We start from the raw sequence: 19,133 nt of genomic DNA on the forward strand, positions 1-19,133 counted from the left end.
AAGAGTACACGGCATAGACGAAAGAGAATTTTATTCACGATTAAATAAAAATATCACAGTAGAATTATTGAGAGAAAAATTAAAAGAATATACACATTTTTATAACAATCAAAGATTGATTTCTTCGCTAGGTTATATTACAATCAAAGAAAGAATCAAAAATATTATAGCAAGTAAAAGTACAATATCTATGGCTCCATGACAATAATTTTTCATTTCTGTATTGACATAATTTTTTTTTACTATATAATACTTGTGTCAATTCAAGAGATAGTCTTTTTGAATTTGGCAATTAAAACTATTTAGGAGTAAATCAATATTATGAAAAAGATTTTGATTTTCTTAAGTCTCGTAAGCATGTTCATGCTTATTTCTTGCGGCGGCGGCGCCTCTAGTTCTACTGATATCGTTATAACAGGTTCTTCTTCAGTTTCACCGCTAATGTTTAAGTTAGCTGAAAAGTTTGAAGAAGTTAATTCCAACTATACCGTAACAGTAGAAACATCAGATTCAACTATTGGAGTTCAGGACACTATAAACGGCAACAACAATATAGGTATGGCTTCAAGAAATTTGAAAGAAGATGAGTTAGCAAGTTTAGATGCTTATTTATTGTGTCAAGATGGTATAGTAATCATCGCTAATAAAGATGCTGACATTGCTCAGATAAGCGAAGAAGAATTATATAATCTTTACATGAACAATACTGCAATAGGAACTATAACTAAATCTATTTCAAGAGAAGATGGTTCTGGTACAAGAAGTGCTTTTACAGACTTAACTTCTATCGGCAAAGAAAATCCATTACCTGCAACTGTTGAAATATTAGATGGAACAGGAAAGGTTAAGACATCAGTAATGAGTGATGCCTCTAAGATTGGATATATTTCTTTGGGTTCTATTGATGATACAATAAAGCCTTTAGCATATAAAGCAAAAGGTCAAAATGAATATGTTCAAGCATCAGTAGAAAATATTAAAAGTGATGCCTACAAGCTATACCGTCCTTTCTATATATTCACTAAAAAGGGTGTTGAGCTCGATGAAGGAACTAAGGCGTTCTTAGACTTTATTAATAGTGAAGCAGGGAAAGCGGTCATAAATGAAAATGGCTATGTAGCTAACTAATTTGAAATAAATAAGTCGATGTACAATATTTTTTGTATATCGGCTTTTTTTATTTCTAAGTAATTTTTAAGGACATTTATTTTGAGTAAGAATATTAATAAATATAAGTTTAATGAAATAATAGATAATATAATGAGATATATATTTTTTATATGTTCTATATTTTCAGTTATAGTTGTATTTTCAATATGTATTTTTATATTTATCTATAGTCTGCCTATATTTAGAGAGGTCGGATTTTTCAAATTTGTTTTTGGAATGAATTGGTCGCCTTCAACAAAGGATTTTGGAATATTGCCTATGATTGTGGGCTCTTTATATATCACAATTCTTTCAGTATTTCTTGGTGGAGGATTTGGTTTTTTTACGGCAGTTTACATATCAATGTTTGCCCCAAAAAGAATAAGAGTAATATTATCTCAGGTAATAGATTTGCTTGCGGGCATTCCATCTATTGTTTATGGATTTTTTGGAATGGTTGTATTAGTGCCTTTTTTAAAAAACTTCTCTCCTAATGATGTAGGCGAGGGAGTGTTAGCTAGTTCTATAATACTTGCTATAATGATACTTCCAACTATAACATCAATTACAAGATACAATTTAGAGGCAGTTTACAAATATTATTATGACGGGGCAAGGGCTTTGGGTAATACTCATTCACAGGCTATTTTTGGTGTTATAGTGAAGGCTGCAAAGTCGGGAATATTTTCTGCTATAGTGCTTGGTATGGGTAGGGCTATTGGTGAGACTATGGCTGTTATGATGGTGGCAGGTAATGCTCCATTCATACCTAAAGATTTATTCTCATATTTTAGAACTATGACTATTAATATAGCATTAGAGATGGGTTATGCAACAGGAAATCATAGGTCTGCATTAATTGCAACTGCTTTTGTGCTGCTCATATTTATACTTATAATCAATATAGTGCTTTCTATTCTAAAAAGAAATAATTTATATTTTTCATTTTCTTTTTCTAATCTTTTTAGAAAAAACAAAGAGCTTAAAACAAATATAAATGATTTTTCTTTTAAGAAGTTTGATATAAAAATGAGTACTATAAAAGCTAGTATTTTAGAATATATTTCTGTGTTTGCTTCTATTGTATCTACACTGCTTTTAGTTTTTATAGTATTATTTATACTTATTAGAGGGCTTCCTCATATAACATTAAATTTACTATTTGGTGAAAGCAACAATTCACAAATGACACTTTTGCCTGCAATAGTTTCTACTTCTATGATGCTTTTTATGTCTTTAATAATAGCTATTCCATTAGGGGTATTTGCCGCTATTTATTTAACAGAATATTCAAAAGCAAAGAGTCAATTAATATCTATAATAAGAATATTTACAGACAGTTTATCAGGAATACCTTCAATAGTATTTGGACTTTTTGGTATGCTAGTATTTGCTAATTTGTTTGGCATGGGAAGAAGTATAATGGCAGGTTCTCTCACATTGGTCTTAATAATACTTCCTTCTATAATAAGACAAACAGAAGAAACATTGCTTTCAATACCTTCAAGTTTAAGAGAGGGTAGTTTAGCATTAGGGGCTTCAAAGGTGAGAACAATATTTAAGATAGTTTTGCCTTGTGGTTTCTCTGGAATAATGACTTCTGTTATTTTAAGTATTGGTAGGATAGTTGGAGAGAGTGCTGCTTTAATATATACTGCCGGTGCTGTTAGATATATGCCGAAGGGTTATTTTAGTGCGGGAAGTTCTTTTTCTGTTATGATGTGGATGTTTTCAAGCGAGGGGCTTTATATTAATCAAACATTCGCTACTGCAAGCATTTTGCTTATAATGGTTATACTTATTAATGCTTCATTATTTTTAGTAAATACAAAATTAAAAAAAGATTATTAAATTTCTAAGAGGATTAAATATATATGGCTAATGAATTAAATAATGTGGTAAACTTTGATTTTAATACTGATATAGCTATTAAGGTTAGAGATTTAGATTTATATTATGAATCTTTTCAGGCTTTAAAAAAGATAAATATTGATATAAACAAAAACAGCGTAACAGCTTTTATAGGACCTTCTGGCTGCGGAAAATCTACTCTTTTAAAAACATTTAATAGAATGAATGATTTAATTCCAAACTGCAAGATAGAAGGGGATATAGAGATAGCTGGAGTTAATATATATAATAAAAATGTTAATGTATCGTATTTAAGAAAAAATGTAGGAATGGTTTTTCAGAAATCTAATCTTTTTGCTATGAGCGTTTATGACAATATTGCTTATGGACCGAGGACTTTTGGAATAAAAAAGAAATCAGAGTTAGATGAGATAGTAGAATATAGCTTAACAAAGGCTGCTATTTGGGATGACATAAAAGACAGGCTTAATAAAAATGCTTTAGGGCTTTCTGGAGGTCAGCAGCAGAGATTATGCATTGCGAGAGCTTTATCAGTTAATCCTAAAATACTTCTTATGGACGAGCCTACTAGTGCATTAGACCCAATAAGTACTGGTAAAATAGAAGACCTTGTTGATGAGCTTAAAAATGAATACACTATAGTAATAGTTACTCATAATATGCAGCAGGCTATGAGGGTCTCTGATAAAACGGCTTTCTTTTTGTTTGGAGAGATTATAGAGTATAGAAATACTGAGGATATATTCTCTAAGCCTCAAGACCAAAGAACAGAGAGATATATCACTGGAAGATTTGGTTAATTTTTATTGTTTATAATTTATAATAAAAATGGAGTTAAAAAAATGAAAAAATTTGAAGAAGAATTAAATAAATTAACAGAATATGTTGTTGAAGCAGGGGATATGATAATAGAAGCTTTAAGAAACTCTACAAAAGCTTTAACAGACGGAGACATTGAATTAGCAAATCAGGTTATAGAAAATGACAGAAATATAAATAGAATATCTTACAGAATAGAAAGCTCATCATTAAAAATGTTATTATTAGAGCACCCAGTGGCTACTGATTTAAGGATAGTTTCATCGGCATTAAAAATAGCTACAGATTTAGAGAGAATAGGGGATCAGGCTAAGGATATATGCGATTTGCTTAGATTTTTATTAGAAGGAAATGTGTATAAGAATAATATTGACACTATAATAGAGATGTCTAATATTATTGATGAGATGCTTAATAATTGTCTTAAGGCATTTAAAAACAAAGATGGAGAATTATCTAAGAGCATTATAGAGAGAGATGATTATGTTGATAAATTATTCTATAAGATGCGTGATGCTATGGTTAATTTAATAAAGAGCGGTACTGAGAATGCGGATCAGGCAATATACTTGATGATGATAGCTAAATATTTTGAGAAGATGGGAGATCATGCTGAAAATATAGCTAAGTGGGTTTATTATTACAGCACAGGCGATAGGGTAAAATAATTAAAAATTACTTAATTTTATAAATTTTATATTAATAAAAAAATTTTGCAGTGCAGTATTGACTATATTATGCTTTTATTATATACTAACTGCAAAATTATTGTTAACTTTTTTTGGAGGAAATGATGGCAAGAGTATGTGAAATATGTGGCAAAGGTAAACAGAATGGACATAGCGTTAGCCACTCAAATATTAAAACTAAACGCTCATTCAATGCTAACTTGCAAAATATAAAAATAGAACTTAATGGTTCTGCTAAAAAAGCTTTGGTTTGCACTAAATGTATTAAAGGAAACAAAGTAGTAAAAGCTAAATAATGAAGGTGGAAATTGGAAAATTCGCGGGTTTTTGTGATGGTGTTAAATATGCCGTTGAAAAAACTTTTTCTCAAGCCTCTAAAAGCAGCGAAGAGATTTATGTAGACGGTCATCTTATACATAATCCTCAAACTTTAGATATGCTTGAAAAAACAGGCGTTAAAACCTACGAAGATACTGAAGATGATATGTCTGTGCTTAATGATAAAACTGTAATTATAAGAGCACATGGCATATCACCAGAAAGAAGAGAAGCTTTATCTAGTCATGCAAAAAAAATAGTTAATCTTACTTGCAAATATGTTGCAAAAATACAATCTATAGTAAAAAAACATAGTTCATTGGGTTATAGAGTTATTGTTATAGGTAATTCTAATCACCCTGAAATTATTGGTGTATGCGGTTTTGCTAAAGATGTTTATGTTGTTTATAAAGACGAAGATATAGATAAACTTCCAGAAGATGATAAAAAAACTCTTATAGTAGCTCAAACAACACTTCAAAAAGAAACATTCGATAAATTCGTTTCTCAAATACAAAATAAATACAAAAACTCTGAATTAATAATAAAAAATACAATTTGTGAAGCAACAGAACAAAGACAAAATGAAATATTGGATATAGCTAAAAGAAATGATGTAGTTCTTGTTATAGGCGGAAGCGAGAGCAGTAATACTAGAAACTTATATAAAATAGCTGCCAATATAAAGCCTTCATTTTATGTAGAGTTTAAAGAAGATTTAGAGAAAATAGACCTTACTCCATATAAAAATGTAGGTATAATGGCGGGTGCTTCCACTCCTGATTGGCTAATAGAAGATATTGCTCAAACTATAAAAGATAATTATTCAAGCAGTTTTTATAGAGGTATTAATAAAATATTTGATTTTCTTAATTATGGTTATATATTTTTTTCTTTTGGTGCTTTTTTAATGTCTTATGCTATTTATGATATTTTAAATAAACCCTTTCAATATAGAATAGGGGTGATAGTGGCATTATATTATTTATTTATGAGTTTGGGTAATGGTTACAGCAATTATACTATAAAAATTAGTGATAAAAAACGCTATCTTTTCTATCAAAAATATAAACCAGCATTTTTAACTATTATTGTTGTAAGTGCATTAATTATGTTTTATCTTGCATACAATGTGGATATTGGTATATTAATGCTTACAATATTATCTACGCTTTTGGGTACAGCATACAATATCAGTTTTGAAAAAAATGATAGATTTAATCACTCTTTTTTCTTTAGATTATTTAAAAAATTAGTTCCATTTAAAGCTATAATTATATCTATTGCTGTTACAACACTTTTAAATGGTTCTATACTACTTCTTAACAGAAACATATTAAAAGAAAATACATTGTCTTATTTATTTTCTGTAAGTATAGTTTTTATATTTATGTTTATAAGGCAGGCTTTAATAGAAATAAAATTTTCGCAAAGCGATAAAATAGCAGGAGCTGTTACTTTAACTACCTATATAGATTCAGATAAATTGGCAATAATTACAGCTATCATACCAATAATATTATTAATAGGTGTAGTTATAGCAAATATATTTTTCTCAGATTTTAATAATATAAAATATTTTATACCAGTTTTATACAGCAGTATAGTGTCATTTATAGTGATGAAAAGAAGAGTGATAACAAGCAGACATTTATTTTCTATATTGATAGATTCTACATTATATGTATTATTTTTAGCGGCATTAATTTAATTTTTAAGCAAAAAGTTATTTTACAAAAAAATTAATTATTTTTAATACCGCTAATAATTATTCCTTTCTTCTAAAAAGTGAAGAAGATGATGATTGTAAATGATTTGCTCTTAAATCAATAAGTTCAAATATAGTAGCAGAAGATAAACTTTCTCTCAAAGCTTTAGGAGCTTTAAGTAATTTAATAATCTCTTCATTAACCATCCACTCTTCATCATAATTACTGCTGATTGAATCTCTTGGAGCATATATCATATTGCTTCTAGCTAATACAATAAATCTATTATTTTCATCATAATAACCCAACTCAGCAATAAAATAAGCATGAGGCATAGCTAAGTTTATATATCTATCCCCATAAATTGCATTAACAACAACTTCTCTATGTATCTCACCATTTGTAATATCATAACCAAATACATGAAATATTCTCACAGATATTCTGCGGTTTTTCAAAGAGTGATAAGATATATCATTATCAGATATATCCCAATAGAAAAAGCACCATTCAGGATCTCTCATCATTAAAGTTAATTTAGTTTCATTATATCTGTCAGGTAATTCTCTAACAATATCAACATCATCAGGTATATATTGCGGCTTTTTTTCTTCTTCTTCAATTTCTACTTTAATAATTATTTCTTCTTCTTTAGTTTTTTTGGCAGTTTTCTTTGCTGTTGTTTTTTTAGCGGTTGTAGTTTTTTTAGTTGTTTCTTTTTTTACTGCACTTTTTTTTGCTGTGGCAGTTTTTTTAGCAGAAACTGATTCTTTTACTGTAGTTGCCTTTTTTGATGTAGTTTTTTTAGCTGAAGCTGTAGTGGGTTTTTTAGCTGTTTCTTTTTTTACTGCACTTTTTTTTGCTGTGGCAGTTTTTTTAGCAGAAACTGATTCTTTTACTGTAGTTGCCTTTTTTGATGTAGTTTTTTTAGCTGAAGCTTTAGTGGGTTTTTTAGCTGTTTCTTTTTTTACTGCTGCTTTTTTAGATGCGGATTTTTCTTTAGCTACAGCTTTTTTTGCTGTTATTTTTTTAGGAGCGGCGGCAACATCTTTTTTTACGGCTGTTTTTTTTACAGCTGTTTCTTTTTGGGTTGTTGTTTTTTTGGTTGTAGCCATAAATAATTCTCCATAGGTATAGGGTTTAAATATGTAATAACTAATGTGTAAATTATAGAATAAATAAGCATATTGTCAATAACTTTTTTACTTTTTTTATTTTTATATTATTTTTATATTTATTACGATAATTAATGCATATTATTATTTTAAGGGGTAAATGTGAAAAAATATATCATATTATTTTTTATTAGTATTACTACTATTTTATTAGCTCAAGAAGATTTCTCTGTTCCTATGACGCCTAGTAAGGATCAGCAATTAGATATAGTAGCAAAATATGGAAGCTCTTTAAGTAAGTTTGATGGAAGTCCAAAGGCATATGCTCAATTAAAATATTGTATTAGTATATTAGATTCTAGAAATAAAAAAGAATTAAAAGAACATCCTGCATATTCTACTTTGGGGGACGTTTATATGTATGGAGCTACATATTTACAAAAAGAATATAAAGAAGAAAAAATTATAGAAATGTATAACAAGGCTTTAGAGTTGAGAAGTGATCCTAATTCTTATTATTCGCTTGCTATTATATATAAAAATAAATATGATAATGCTATAAAAAATAATGATACTGTTAAAGAAGTAGAGTATGGCAAAAAGGTTTATGATAATTTTGATAAGTTTGTTTTATTATCTGGAAGCGGTAATGTAAAAAAGTATAAAGATATTTTAAACTATTTTAAAACTTATAAATAAAAAATATGATTAAAGAAATATTAAAATATTTTAAGTATAGAATTGATAGAATGCTTAATAAGGGATTATTCTATCAATTAATGCTTTTAGTTTTCGTTATAATAATTATTCTCTTAATAGTTTCTGCTTTTATAATACTTGTTTTTAATTATCCTATAAAAGATGCTTTTTGGGATAGCTTAATGCAATTTATAGATACAGGAAATATATCATCTGTAGATGGAAGTTTTGGGCTTGTTATTACTTTCTTAATGGTTACTTTTATAGGGGTATGCGGCTGGGGCTCTCTCATTGCTATGATTAACAAAGCATTACAAGATAGAATAAATAATTTGAGTAAGGGTAATGCTTTTATTATGGAAAAGGGACATTCTATAATACTTGGATATGGCGAAGAAGCTCTCACTATTATAGAAGAGTTCTTAATTGCTAAGATTAAAAATATAGTTTTGCTTTCTGAACATAATGTTGATATTATTAGAAAGAGGGTTTCTTTTATTAAAGGTTATAGAATATCTAATATTATTATAAGGGAAGGCTCTACTAGCAGAATAGAAAATATAAAACTTCTTAATATAAAAAAATGCTCTAGTATATCTATTATTAATAATGATGATACTGAGTCATTAAATATTTTACTTGCATTAAAAAAGATTCTTAATGAAGAGAGAGATAGTAGTAATGATGAAAAAATAAATATATGTCTTTTGGTTCATAATGAAGATACTATAGAAATAATAAAATCTATGGAAGATGAAAATTTTACTGTGCATATACTTTATAAATATGAATTATTATATAAACTTATTTCTCAAAGCATTATATATACAGGTCTTAGCAGCGTATATGAAGATTTATTTTCTAATGACGGTAATGATCTTAAAATAGAAAGCAATCATAATTTTGAAAATGATATATTTGAAGAAGCTGCTTTAAAATATATGAATAAAGGAATCGTACTTGTAGGTATAATAGAAAATGACATGGAGTTTTTAAAAGTACCTGACAGTAAATATGTAATAAATAAAAATGATAAATTAGTTACTCTCTATAAAAATAATGATAAAAACGATATCATAACTCAAAATAAAAATGATAAATATAATAGCAATAATATCATTCATAATATTTTGTTAATATCTGAAGAGAAAAACAATAATGATGTTGTAAGAGAGATAAAAGAATATATAGAAAACTCAAACTTGGAATCTTTAAGTTATGATGCCATAAAAATGCATAAAAATAAATATCAATTCCTATTAGAAAAAATAAAAAGCTCTAACATAACAAAAATAGTTTTAATATCTGAAGACAGTATCACAGATGCAAAAAGCATTAATATACTTCTTATCATAAGACAAATAATAAAAAAAGAAAATATACAATTATCTATATTATCTTTATTAAACTCCATACAAAAAAGAAATTTAATATATTCTGATGATGTTAGAGATTTTATAGTAAGCGGTAAATTAATAGGTATGCTTATGGCACAGGCTTCTATTGATTATAATATACTATATTTGTTTTATGGGCTTTTAAGTAAAAATGGAAAAGACATAATAATATCATCATATTCCAAATATTTTAATGAAAACAAAACTTTTAAAGATGTATATTTTGATTTACTTGATAGAGAAATTATTATAATAGGAATAAAAAGATATGATGATATACTTTTAAATCCTCCTCAAGACTTTTTATTAGACAGCAAAGATGAAATAATCATAATAATAACAAGCTATATATAAAAAACTAAAAAATTATTTTTATTTTTTGGGAACTTATTGTTATATATATTCGTCTAATAATAATATAAAATACTACTAATGGGTATACCTATGAAAAGAAATATTTTTATTATCTTGACATTATTAATAACAACAATTGTGTCTAATGCCCAAACAGCAAAAACTAATGAAATTGTATATGAACTTGGCAATGTGAAAGTTGTCAATAAAAACGGCTTAGTACTTAATGACTTTATATCATTATGGTAATCTGATTCTAATATAGTGTTAGTTGATGTTAGGACACTAGAAGAGATAAAAGAAACAGGAACTATAAAAGGTGCTATTAATATTGACTATAGAACTAAAGGTTATGCTAAAAAATTATTGTCATTAGATAAAAATAAAAAATATATGTTTTATTGTAAGAGCGGCGGACGTTCAGGCAAAACAGTTCAATATATGCTTGACAATGGATTTAAAAATGTGAACTATATTAAAGACGGCGGATATGCTGAATTGAATGCTGCTTTAAAATAAAAAATAATTTTTAACTAAACAAAATAAAGGAGACTGTTTTTATCACAGCCTCTTTTTTATTTGCATGTAAATGACTTTCTTTTATTCTTAATTTATAACACATCATTAACACATAAATATTTACACTTTTTGTAATGTTATTTTTTTACATTTTTTGTAAAATAATAATTGACATTTTTTGTAAATAGACTATACTATAAATATATCAAACATTAAAGAGAATAAATTAAATGAAACTATTAAGAGAGAAAATAAGAGATTTAGATTTAAGAATATCAGACTTGGCAGAATATCTAAAAATATCAAGACCAACTTTATATAAATATATAGATATGTATGAAGAAGGCGACAGAAGCACAATAGACACAAAGATATTGAATTTATTTGACTATATACAAAACAGCAAAAACATAGGAAACAGCAATGTTATTTATTATATAATGAATAACATTATAGAAAACAGCAATACAAATAATAGTGGGGAGGAGGATAAAAGAATGAAAATAAAATCATTATTAAAAACAGAAAATAAGTCTAAAGAAGATTTTATATATATGCTTACGGAGGATAATTTTTTTGACCCTATATTAGATTATTTGATGAAATGTAAAAAACTTTCTGCTGATAATAACTTATCTGATGAAGATTATGAGTTTATATCTCCTCTTATGAGTTTATATAAATCTCAAGGCATTAGAATGAGATTATCAAATAAAGATAAAAGTAAATAAAAATTTGGAAGGAGAAAACTTATGAAAAGATACTTAACAATTAAAAACTTCAGAAACATCAACCCTGTAATAGTAAACAAAGATGAAGAAAATAATTCAGCAGACAGAGAAGATGAAGTAAAGTACGGCAGATTATATCTTAACGGCGATGTAGAACAAGGCGGATTAATAAGTATTATAGGAGCAAACGGCACTGGTAAAAGCAATATACTCTCAGCGATAGAAAAAGCATTTAAAGGCGGAATAGATGATAAAAGAGATAATCCTAAAATAGATGGTTTTAAAGATTGCAAACCAGAATTAGAAATATTTATAGAGTCAGACAATGGAAATATATATAATGGAATATTTCAGAATAATAAACTTGTATGGAAATTGGAAAAAATCAATAATTTAATTAAAATTATTAATGAAGTATTTAATAAAAATAAAATATTAAGGAATATATTTTTTAGCATATATCATTATATTGATTATTATAGATATTCCAAAATATTATTCAATACATTGAATAATATTAAAAAAAAAGGTATTAATGAAGTAAAACTATTAAAATGTCTACTGGATAGTGATTATTATGTTAATAAATTTTCTCAAAGATATGAATTTTTCATTGAAAAAGCTTATTCTGATATAGAAAACAATATTGTTGATATTAATGATGAATTCATTAATGATATTATAAAATATGACTGTGACTTAGATACAATATCAGTATATGTTCATAATAAATCAAATATAAAAAATGAGGAGCTTACTATAAATAAAGATGATATAAAAAACTCTTCTTTCTTATACTCCTTATTTAAATCAACTAATAATATGGAAACTTATGAGTATTTGATAAATAATTATGATTATATAGTGTCTGATGTGTCTTTTTCAAAACAAAAAGAAAATGAGATAAATAAACTCCTTGAAGATACTATATCAAAAAAATTCAATGAACTCTACAAATCTAATAATGATTATGTTTTCAAAATAATTTTAGAAACTAGCTGTATAAGAGTTTATTTTGAAACCAAAAACGGGCTTACAAATTTAGAAAATGAATCTGAAGGCTTTAATTGGTTTTTCAGTTTATTCTTTAATACAATAAATCCTAATGAATTAAAAAAAGGAGATATAATAATAATTGATGAGCCTGAACAGCATTTATCTGTGCCTCTAATAAAAGAGCTTAGAAAATTTTTAAAACAGTTTGCAAAAGATAATGGTGTTACTATAATCACATCCACTCAGCTTCCTTATTTTGCAGATATTAACCATTTAGATGAATTAAAAATAGTAGAACCAAAACAAGATGGAGTAGGTGTAAAAATAGAAAATGATTTCTCGGCAACTTACGGCAAAGTAGATTCATTAGAAAAAATTATTAATGCATTCGGCGTAAGACATATAGATATTACAAGAGATACCAGAATAATATATGTTGAAGGCATTACAGATTATAATTATCTCACAGCTTTCAAATTATTAATGGAACATATAGAAGATAAAGAAATAAATATTGCTTTTATGCCTATTAATGGAGTAGGAAGACCTAATGATGAAAGACAAAAAAATGATATAATAGACTCTTTATGCCAATTATCAAAAAATCCTACTTTATTAATTGACAGCGATATTTCAGCTGACCAATTTGCAGAGTTGGCAGAAAACACAAATTTAAGAATAACCCAGCTTAAAGATATTAATACTAATTTCATTACAATAGAAGATTTATTTGATGATAATGACAAACAAACTTATAAAATAGATAAAAATAATAAAGATGCACTTGCTTCTGCATTATTTAAAAATAATATAATAGATTACTATGAGAAAAAGCTTATATCTCAAACTACTATTGATAATTTCTTTAAGGTTATCAGAGAGATAGATTAATAAAAAATAATATAATAATAAAAGGGATTGTTTATTACAGTCCCCTTTATTAAAATAGAGTTATTTAAAAACTAAATTAATAAATATTTATATTGTTTTTAGTTTAATATTTAGCATATAAAATATACTTAATATTATTCTATTAACTTGCATTTTAGCTAAACGTAAGAGAAGAACTTAAATATTTGCACTTTTTGCAACTTTGACGAAGTCAGCAAAGCGAAGGCGGGAAAAAGAACAATAAAATTTTTATCTTTTTTATTGTTTGCAGGGCTTTGCCCTTAACGAAGTACACACCGTGCAGCACCCCACTTCTTTTGCGACCGTAGGAAGTGCCTATGGGTATGACCCAAAGAAGCAAAAGGACTGCATTTTCATGGAATATAGCTACAAACATATATCATTATTTAATATATATTCATAATCAGTAAAATTAAAACAACATAAATATTTATTAGTTGGGTTTTGAAACAATATATTCAATAAAAAATGCTTCTATTAAAGATATTTATAATATATAATGCAGCTATCAATCAAACTAGGACTATATATGCAAAATGAAGCTTATGAAAATAAAAAAGTAAAGCAGCCGAAACTTTCACTTAAAGAAAGATATAATGACAGCTTTTTAGAAGAGGCAGAAAACAGAAGAAAAAAACTTCAGTATCAAAGACTTCATGTAGGGCAAATAAATAATTCACGCATTGAACATATGATAAAACTTCTCTATCAGGTGCATCAAAATTATTATTTCGGATATTTTGAAGCAAGCTGCACTTTAGCAGGAAGTATGTTTGAACAATCACTTATGATTTTGTTAGAAGAAAAAATGCAGGAAGATGGTTATATTTCTGTATATAGGTTTAATAATGGAAAAAAAATTAAAGAGCAAATTACAAATGTAGAAGATTTAGCACAATTTAATATAGGCTTTTTAATATCAATAGTTAATAATTATAATATGCTTCCCAAAAATGAATATAATACAGCTAAAACAATTCAATGTATAAGAAACTGCATAGTTCATGATATGCTTCCAGAGTTTAGAATAAATGATAAATATTATGAAGCAGATTTAAAAATTAGCTTAAACTCAAATACTACTAAAATAATAACCATACCTGTAGATGAAATAAATACTTATACATTAGGAAAAAGCTCAATAGAATTATGGTCATATTATCTTCTCACAAGAACTAGAGAGTTGATAGATTTTTTATTTAAAGAAAGAGTGAAAAAATTTCCGCCTGATTTTATATAAAAAAAGAGGCCGTTACTTACACCCCCTTTATATTATTATATAGTAAAAAATTATTTTTCTACTTCTTTTCTATATTTAGTTAAGCCTTCTTTCAAAATCTCCATAGCTCTTTTTATGTCTTTTGTATCTAATGCATAGCACATTCTCACCTCATCTTTTCCTAATCCTGGAGTTGCATAGAAACCCTCAGCAGGAGCAAACATAACAGTTTCCCCATCAAGATTAAAGTCTTTAAGCATCCAAATAATGAACTCTTCAGCATTTTTTATAGGAAGTTTAGCAAGAACATAGAAAGCACCCTCAGGCTCTTGCATTACAACGCCATCCATTTTTGTAAGCTCTTCAAACATGATTTTTCTTCTGTTATTGTATTCTTTTCTAGCATCTTCAAAATAGTTATCAGGTAAATCATATAAAGCAGTTGCTCCAACCATATCAAGTGTAGGAAGGCATAATCTAGCTTGACACTCTCTAAATACAGCAGTACTAAATGTTTTATTTTTACTTATTACACATCCAATTCTAGCACCGCAAGCAGAGAATCTTTTTGATATAGAGTCAACTATAATAACATTTTCTGCTACATCTTTATATGTGGCAAAACTTATAGCTTTCTTATCACCATAAACAAACTCTCTGTAAACTTCATCGCTTATAATAAACATATCATGTTTTTTAGCAAGATAAGCAATATCATCAAGTTCTTGTTTTGTAGATACAACCCCAGTAGGGTTAGAAGGATTTGAAAACATATATGCTTTGGTTTTTGGAGTAATATGCTTTTCTATCTCATCACGATTTGGAAGGTGAAAGCCTTGTTCAGCATAAGTACGAACGGCATTTCTTTTTATATCTAATACATCATAAAAACTATTATAATTAGCGTAATAAGGTTCTGATACCAATATTTCCTCACCCTCATCAAAAATAGCTAATAAACTAAAGAATAAGCCTTCACTGCCTCCGCTAGTAATATTAATTTCATCTTCTTCATAATGTACGCCTATTTTTTTCTCATAGTATTCTTGTATTTTCTTTATAAGCGGTTTCATACCTCTTGAATTTTCATATTTAAGGGTTTTTTCATTATATTTACTAATAGCGTCAAAAAATACTTTAGGTGTTTCAATATCAGGCTGCCCTATGTTAAGATGGTAGATTTTTATGCCTCTTTTTACTGCTTCTTCGGCATAGGGGTTTAACTTTCTTACAGGCGAAGTTTTTAGCCTTTGAATTCTTTGCGATATTTCCATTTTTTTCTCCAAAAACTTTATTATATATAGTAATATTAGAGTATATAATAAAAATTGTCAATATACAAATAATTACTTTTTGTTTAGGAGTGTGAGATATTGGACATTTTTTAGTATAAAAAAAGCAGTATCCTTGTTATAATATTTTGAACAGAAAACAAATAAAAGGATACTACTATGAAAAGAGATTATAGCACAGAATTTAAATTATTTATAGTGGATGAAGCATTAAAAACTAAAAATATTAAAAGATTTCTAAAGATAGAAAGAATAAATAAATCCACTTTTTATACTTGGCTTAAGAAATATAAAGACACTGGAACTGTCGCTAATTTTAGTACTAAGCCAAAAACTTCTCCAAATATCTTTAATAATCAAGAAGCTATTAATTTAATTATTAAACTCTATACTGAAGAGTATAGGGGAAAACATTATATTAAAGCATATTTAAATCGTAAAGGAATTAAGATAGGGGTTACAGCTATAGAGAATGTACTAAAAAGAAATAATCTTTGGAGATACAAAATAAAAAAGAAAAAGAAGCGATATGATAAACGAAAATTTGTCTCTAAAATACAAAAAGAAGGCAAAATAGTTCAAATAGACACTAAATATATCAAATTAGGCAGAAAAACAGTTTATCAATTCACTGCTGTAGATTTAGCTACTCGTTATAGTTGGAGGCAGATCTATGAAGATAAAACACCTTCTAGTGCTTTATCTTTCTTAAAATATGTCTTAAAAACTTCACCTTTTAGGATACAAGCTATACAAACAGACAATGGTATAGAATATACTTATCGCTGTATTAATACTCCTAAAATCAATATTTTTGATGAATACTGCTTAAAAAATAAATTAGAGAGAAGATATATTCCTGTAGCAACACCAAGATATAACGGCTTAGTAGAAAGAGTACACGGCATAGACGAAAGAGAATTTTATTCACGATTAAATAAAAATATAACTGCAGAATTATTAAGAGAAAAATTAAAAGAATATACACTTTTTTATAACAATCAAAGATTGATTTCTTCGTTATTGTATATTACAATCAAAGAAAGAATCAAAAATATTATAGCAAGTAAAAGTACAATATCTATGGCTCCATGACATTATTATAACAATTTTATGTTTAGGAGCCATACATATTGCACGTTTTTTAGTTTAAAAAAAGCAGGTATTCCTTATAATTTAATTAACTAAAATAAAACAAAAGGAATACCTATGAAAGAATATACTTCAAATCAAAGAAAAAAGATAGTTCTAAAAATCAATAAAGTTAAGAATAAAGAAGTATTAGCTTTAAAATATAAGATTAGTATTAGAACATATTATTATTGGAAAAGCCAATTAGAAACTTATTCTATTATAAAACCTAAATCTACTGCACCTAAAACTAATAAAAATAAATTGAAAAATAAAAAGATTATTAAAAGAATAATTGAAATAAGAAAATTATATGGTTATGGTAAATTAAAAATTAGTATAAATATAGAGCATGTTATAATAAGCGGAGAGAGTGCATAAAAACCTAAATTAATAGAATTGATGTATTTATTTGATGCAAGTTTCGACATTATAGGTGCTAATTTATTTTCTATAAATGTATTAATTTTTTCATTGTTACTCATTTCGATTACCCTTTTTTGATGATTATAAAATTATCTTTATATTAAAAAACATTGTTAATGATTATTTTTTATATCATTAGCAATGTTTTATAGTTTTTTAGCTTACAGCAGCAATTTCTTCTTTTTCTAATTGTTTTATATATATGTTTAAAAATGGTTTGTATATAAAATAGTCAAGAACCACTAATCCTAACACCAAAACAGGTGCTAAGAAATTCAAATTGGTTGCGATGAATGCCCCCAATGGTGAAGGAGTTGTCCAAGGAACAAGTGCAACTATTCTTGAAATAATATTAAGCTCCATTAGTATATATGATATTATTGCATCTATTATAGGAGTTAATACAAAAGGTATAGCAAACAAAGGGTTCATTACTATAGGTATGCCGAATATTATAGGTTCATTAATATTAAAAATACCCGGAACAATTGCTAATTTACCGATAGCTTTTACTTGAGCATTTTTAGACATAAGCATAGCTATGCATAAACCTAAAGTAGAACCAGCACCTCCAGTATATGCAAAAAATGACATCCATTCTCCTGCAAATATTTTAGGTATTTGTTCGCCTGCAGTAAGAGCAGCTTGATTTATTGATAAGTTTAATGTAGCAGTAAACCCCATTATAGGACCAACAATATTAGCACCATGTATACCGCAAAACCATAAAACGTGAATTAATAATAAGAATATGATTATGGCTGGTAAACCATCTGCCATATTAAGAAGCGGCTGAATAAAAGTTAATAATAAGTCTGGTATCATTACATGTAATTTATTTTGTATTATAACATTTACTATTTGAAACAATATAGATATAACAGCTATAGGTATTAGAATTTCAAAAGATTTAGCTATAGCCGGAGGCACAGAATCTGGAAGTTTTATCATAATATTTTTTTCCATTAAAAATCTTGATATTTCTACTGTTACTAATCCGCATATAATGGCTATAAATAATCCTTTAGCATCTAAATATCTTGCATCTACTATAGCAATATTTGTGTTTTCGGTAACATGAAGTAATGAAGCAGCACTTCCTATCATAGTAGCAGTTATTGATTTAGCTGATAAAAGTAAAAAAGCATACAAAGAAACAAAACCGCAAGTTGGTTTATCCATATTATAATGACCTGCAAATGAATATCCTATACCAAAAGCTCCAAATAAAGCCATCATTCCCATAGTACAATTATATATTTGTATAAACTCCGTTTGAAATCTTTTTACAAATATGCTGTAAGGTTCAAAATATAAGAAATTGTTAGGGTCTTGAAGCGGCAAATTAAAAAGCAACAGAACAAATGAACCTACTATAATGAAAGGCGTTGTAAATACGAAACCATCTTTAATAGCAACTAAATATTTATTTGAGGCTATTTGTACCATTTTAGGTAAAAATTTGTTTTCCATAAAGTCTGTTGCTTTTTCTTTGAAAGTCATAAAAAATCTCCTTGTATCAATAAAATTTATTAAAATAATATTATTGTTACTAGTATAGAAATAATTTTAAATCAAGTCAATTAAACTCTTATTAATTAATTACCAGATTAATATGGAAAAAATATTGTTTGAGTTTTTATGTTTTCTGTCATAGATCCATAGATATTGTACTTTTACTTGCTATAATATTTTTGATTCTTTCTTTGATTGTAATATACAATAACGAAGAAATCAATCTTTGATTGTTATAAAAATGTGTATATTCTTTTAATTTTTCTCTCAA

At 27.0% G+C, this 19,133-nt stretch carries 16 protein-coding genes and 2 pseudogenes; 15 read left to right on the forward strand and 3 right to left on the reverse strand.

The features are described 5' to 3' along the window. The 7 genes from EPJ72_RS12975 to ispH form a co-directional block, all read left to right on the forward strand. The coding region (locus EPJ72_RS12975; RefSeq protein ID WP_158636870.1) for an IS3 family transposase at positions 1–202 on the forward strand (202 nt) is incomplete at its 5' end. A 119-nt stretch (positions 203–321) separates the two neighbouring features. After that, positions 322–1,128, forward strand: a complete 807-nt coding sequence (locus EPJ72_RS02015; RefSeq protein WP_147730601.1) for a substrate-binding domain-containing protein — start codon at positions 322–324, stop codon at positions 1,126–1,128. An 81-nt stretch (positions 1,129–1,209) separates the two neighbouring features. Further along, positions 1,210–3,000: a phosphate ABC transporter permease subunit PstC gene (pstC, locus tag EPJ72_RS02020; RefSeq protein ID WP_147730602.1), complete on the forward strand. Its 1,791-nt coding sequence runs from the start codon at positions 1,210–1,212 to the stop codon at positions 2,998–3,000. 23 nt (positions 3,001–3,023) lie between these two features. Then, on the forward strand, positions 3,024–3,821 hold the full coding sequence (pstB, locus tag EPJ72_RS02025) for a phosphate ABC transporter ATP-binding protein PstB (protein WP_147730603.1): 798 nt from the start codon (positions 3,024–3,026) through the stop codon (positions 3,819–3,821). Between the two features lie 42 nt (positions 3,822–3,863). Beyond that, complete coding sequence (gene phoU, locus EPJ72_RS02030; RefSeq protein ID WP_147730604.1) at positions 3,864–4,508, forward strand: phosphate signaling complex protein PhoU; 645 nt, start codon at positions 3,864–3,866, stop codon at positions 4,506–4,508. Positions 4,509–4,633: 125 nt separating this feature from the next. Continuing rightward, positions 4,634–4,825 (forward strand): 50S ribosomal protein L28, encoded by a 192-nt coding sequence (rpmB, locus tag EPJ72_RS02035; RefSeq protein ID WP_147730605.1) that lies wholly within the window; start codon positions 4,634–4,636, stop codon positions 4,823–4,825. Next, entirely contained in the window at positions 4,825–6,558 is a 1,734-nt protein-coding gene (gene ispH / locus EPJ72_RS02040) for a 4-hydroxy-3-methylbut-2-enyl diphosphate reductase (RefSeq protein WP_147730606.1), read from the forward strand. Before rpmB ends, ispH begins: the two co-directional genes overlap by 1 nt. A 57-nt stretch (positions 6,559–6,615) precedes the next feature. On the opposite strand, the gene EPJ72_RS02045 is transcribed toward ispH, so the two are convergent. Continuing rightward, on the reverse strand, positions 6,616–7,581 hold the full coding sequence (locus EPJ72_RS02045; RefSeq protein WP_439897254.1) for a DUF4912 domain-containing protein: 966 nt from the start codon (positions 7,579–7,581) through the stop codon (positions 6,616–6,618). A gap of 252 nt (positions 7,582–7,833) precedes the next feature. On the opposite strand from EPJ72_RS02045, the gene EPJ72_RS02050 reads away from it, so the two are divergent. From EPJ72_RS02050 to EPJ72_RS02075, 6 genes and pseudogenes are all read left to right on the forward strand, one after another. Next, positions 7,834–8,370, forward strand: coding sequence for a hypothetical protein (locus tag EPJ72_RS02050; RefSeq protein ID WP_147730608.1), 537 nt, complete (start codon positions 7,834–7,836; stop codon positions 8,368–8,370). 5 nt (positions 8,371–8,375) lie between these two features. Continuing rightward, positions 8,376–10,121 (forward strand): CASTOR/POLLUX-related putative ion channel, encoded by a 1,746-nt coding sequence (locus EPJ72_RS02055; RefSeq protein WP_147730609.1) that lies wholly within the window; start codon positions 8,376–8,378, stop codon positions 10,119–10,121. A gap of 90 nt (positions 10,122–10,211) precedes the next feature. Continuing rightward, positions 10,212–10,640 (forward strand): annotated as a pseudogene (locus tag EPJ72_RS13700) (rhodanese-like domain-containing protein). A 230-nt stretch (positions 10,641–10,870) separates the two neighbouring features. Continuing rightward, positions 10,871–11,371 carry a helix-turn-helix transcriptional regulator gene (locus EPJ72_RS02065; protein WP_147730610.1) on the forward strand — a complete coding sequence of 167 codons (501 nt, stop codon included), beginning with the start codon at positions 10,871–10,873 and terminating at the stop codon, positions 11,369–11,371. A 21-nt stretch (positions 11,372–11,392) separates the two neighbouring features. Then, complete coding sequence (locus EPJ72_RS02070; RefSeq protein WP_147730611.1) at positions 11,393–13,258, forward strand: AAA family ATPase; 1,866 nt, start codon at positions 11,393–11,395, stop codon at positions 13,256–13,258. A gap of 550 nt (positions 13,259–13,808) precedes the next feature. Continuing rightward, positions 13,809–14,519, forward strand: a complete 711-nt coding sequence (locus EPJ72_RS02075) for a hypothetical protein (protein ID WP_147730612.1) — start codon at positions 13,809–13,811, stop codon at positions 14,517–14,519. Between the two features lie 50 nt (positions 14,520–14,569). On the opposite strand, the gene EPJ72_RS02080 is transcribed toward EPJ72_RS02075, so the two are convergent. Continuing rightward, entirely contained in the window at positions 14,570–15,772 is a 1,203-nt protein-coding gene (locus EPJ72_RS02080) for a pyridoxal phosphate-dependent aminotransferase (protein ID WP_147730613.1), read from the reverse strand. Positions 15,773–15,949: 177 nt separating this feature from the next. Between EPJ72_RS02080 and EPJ72_RS02085 the strand changes: the two genes are divergently transcribed. Together EPJ72_RS02085 and EPJ72_RS02090 are read left to right on the forward strand one after the other, a co-directional pair. Continuing rightward, complete coding sequence (locus EPJ72_RS02085) at positions 15,950–16,885, forward strand: DDE-type integrase/transposase/recombinase (RefSeq protein ID WP_158636873.1); 936 nt, start codon at positions 15,950–15,952, stop codon at positions 16,883–16,885. Positions 16,886–16,999: 114 nt separating this feature from the next. Continuing rightward, positions 17,000–17,272 (forward strand): annotated as a pseudogene (locus EPJ72_RS02090) (hypothetical protein); the annotation flags it as partial. 231 nt (positions 17,273–17,503) lie between these two features. Here EPJ72_RS02090 and EPJ72_RS02100 read toward each other — a convergent pair. Next, entirely contained in the window at positions 17,504–18,850 is a 1,347-nt protein-coding gene (locus EPJ72_RS02100; protein ID WP_147730614.1) for a PTS sugar transporter subunit IIC, read from the reverse strand. Positions 18,851–19,133: the final 283 nt, after the last annotated feature.

This window comes from Brachyspira pilosicoli (genome assembly GCF_008016535.1).
GTDB classification, from domain to species: domain Bacteria; phylum Spirochaetota; class Brachyspiria; order Brachyspirales; family Brachyspiraceae; genus Brachyspira; species Brachyspira pilosicoli_A.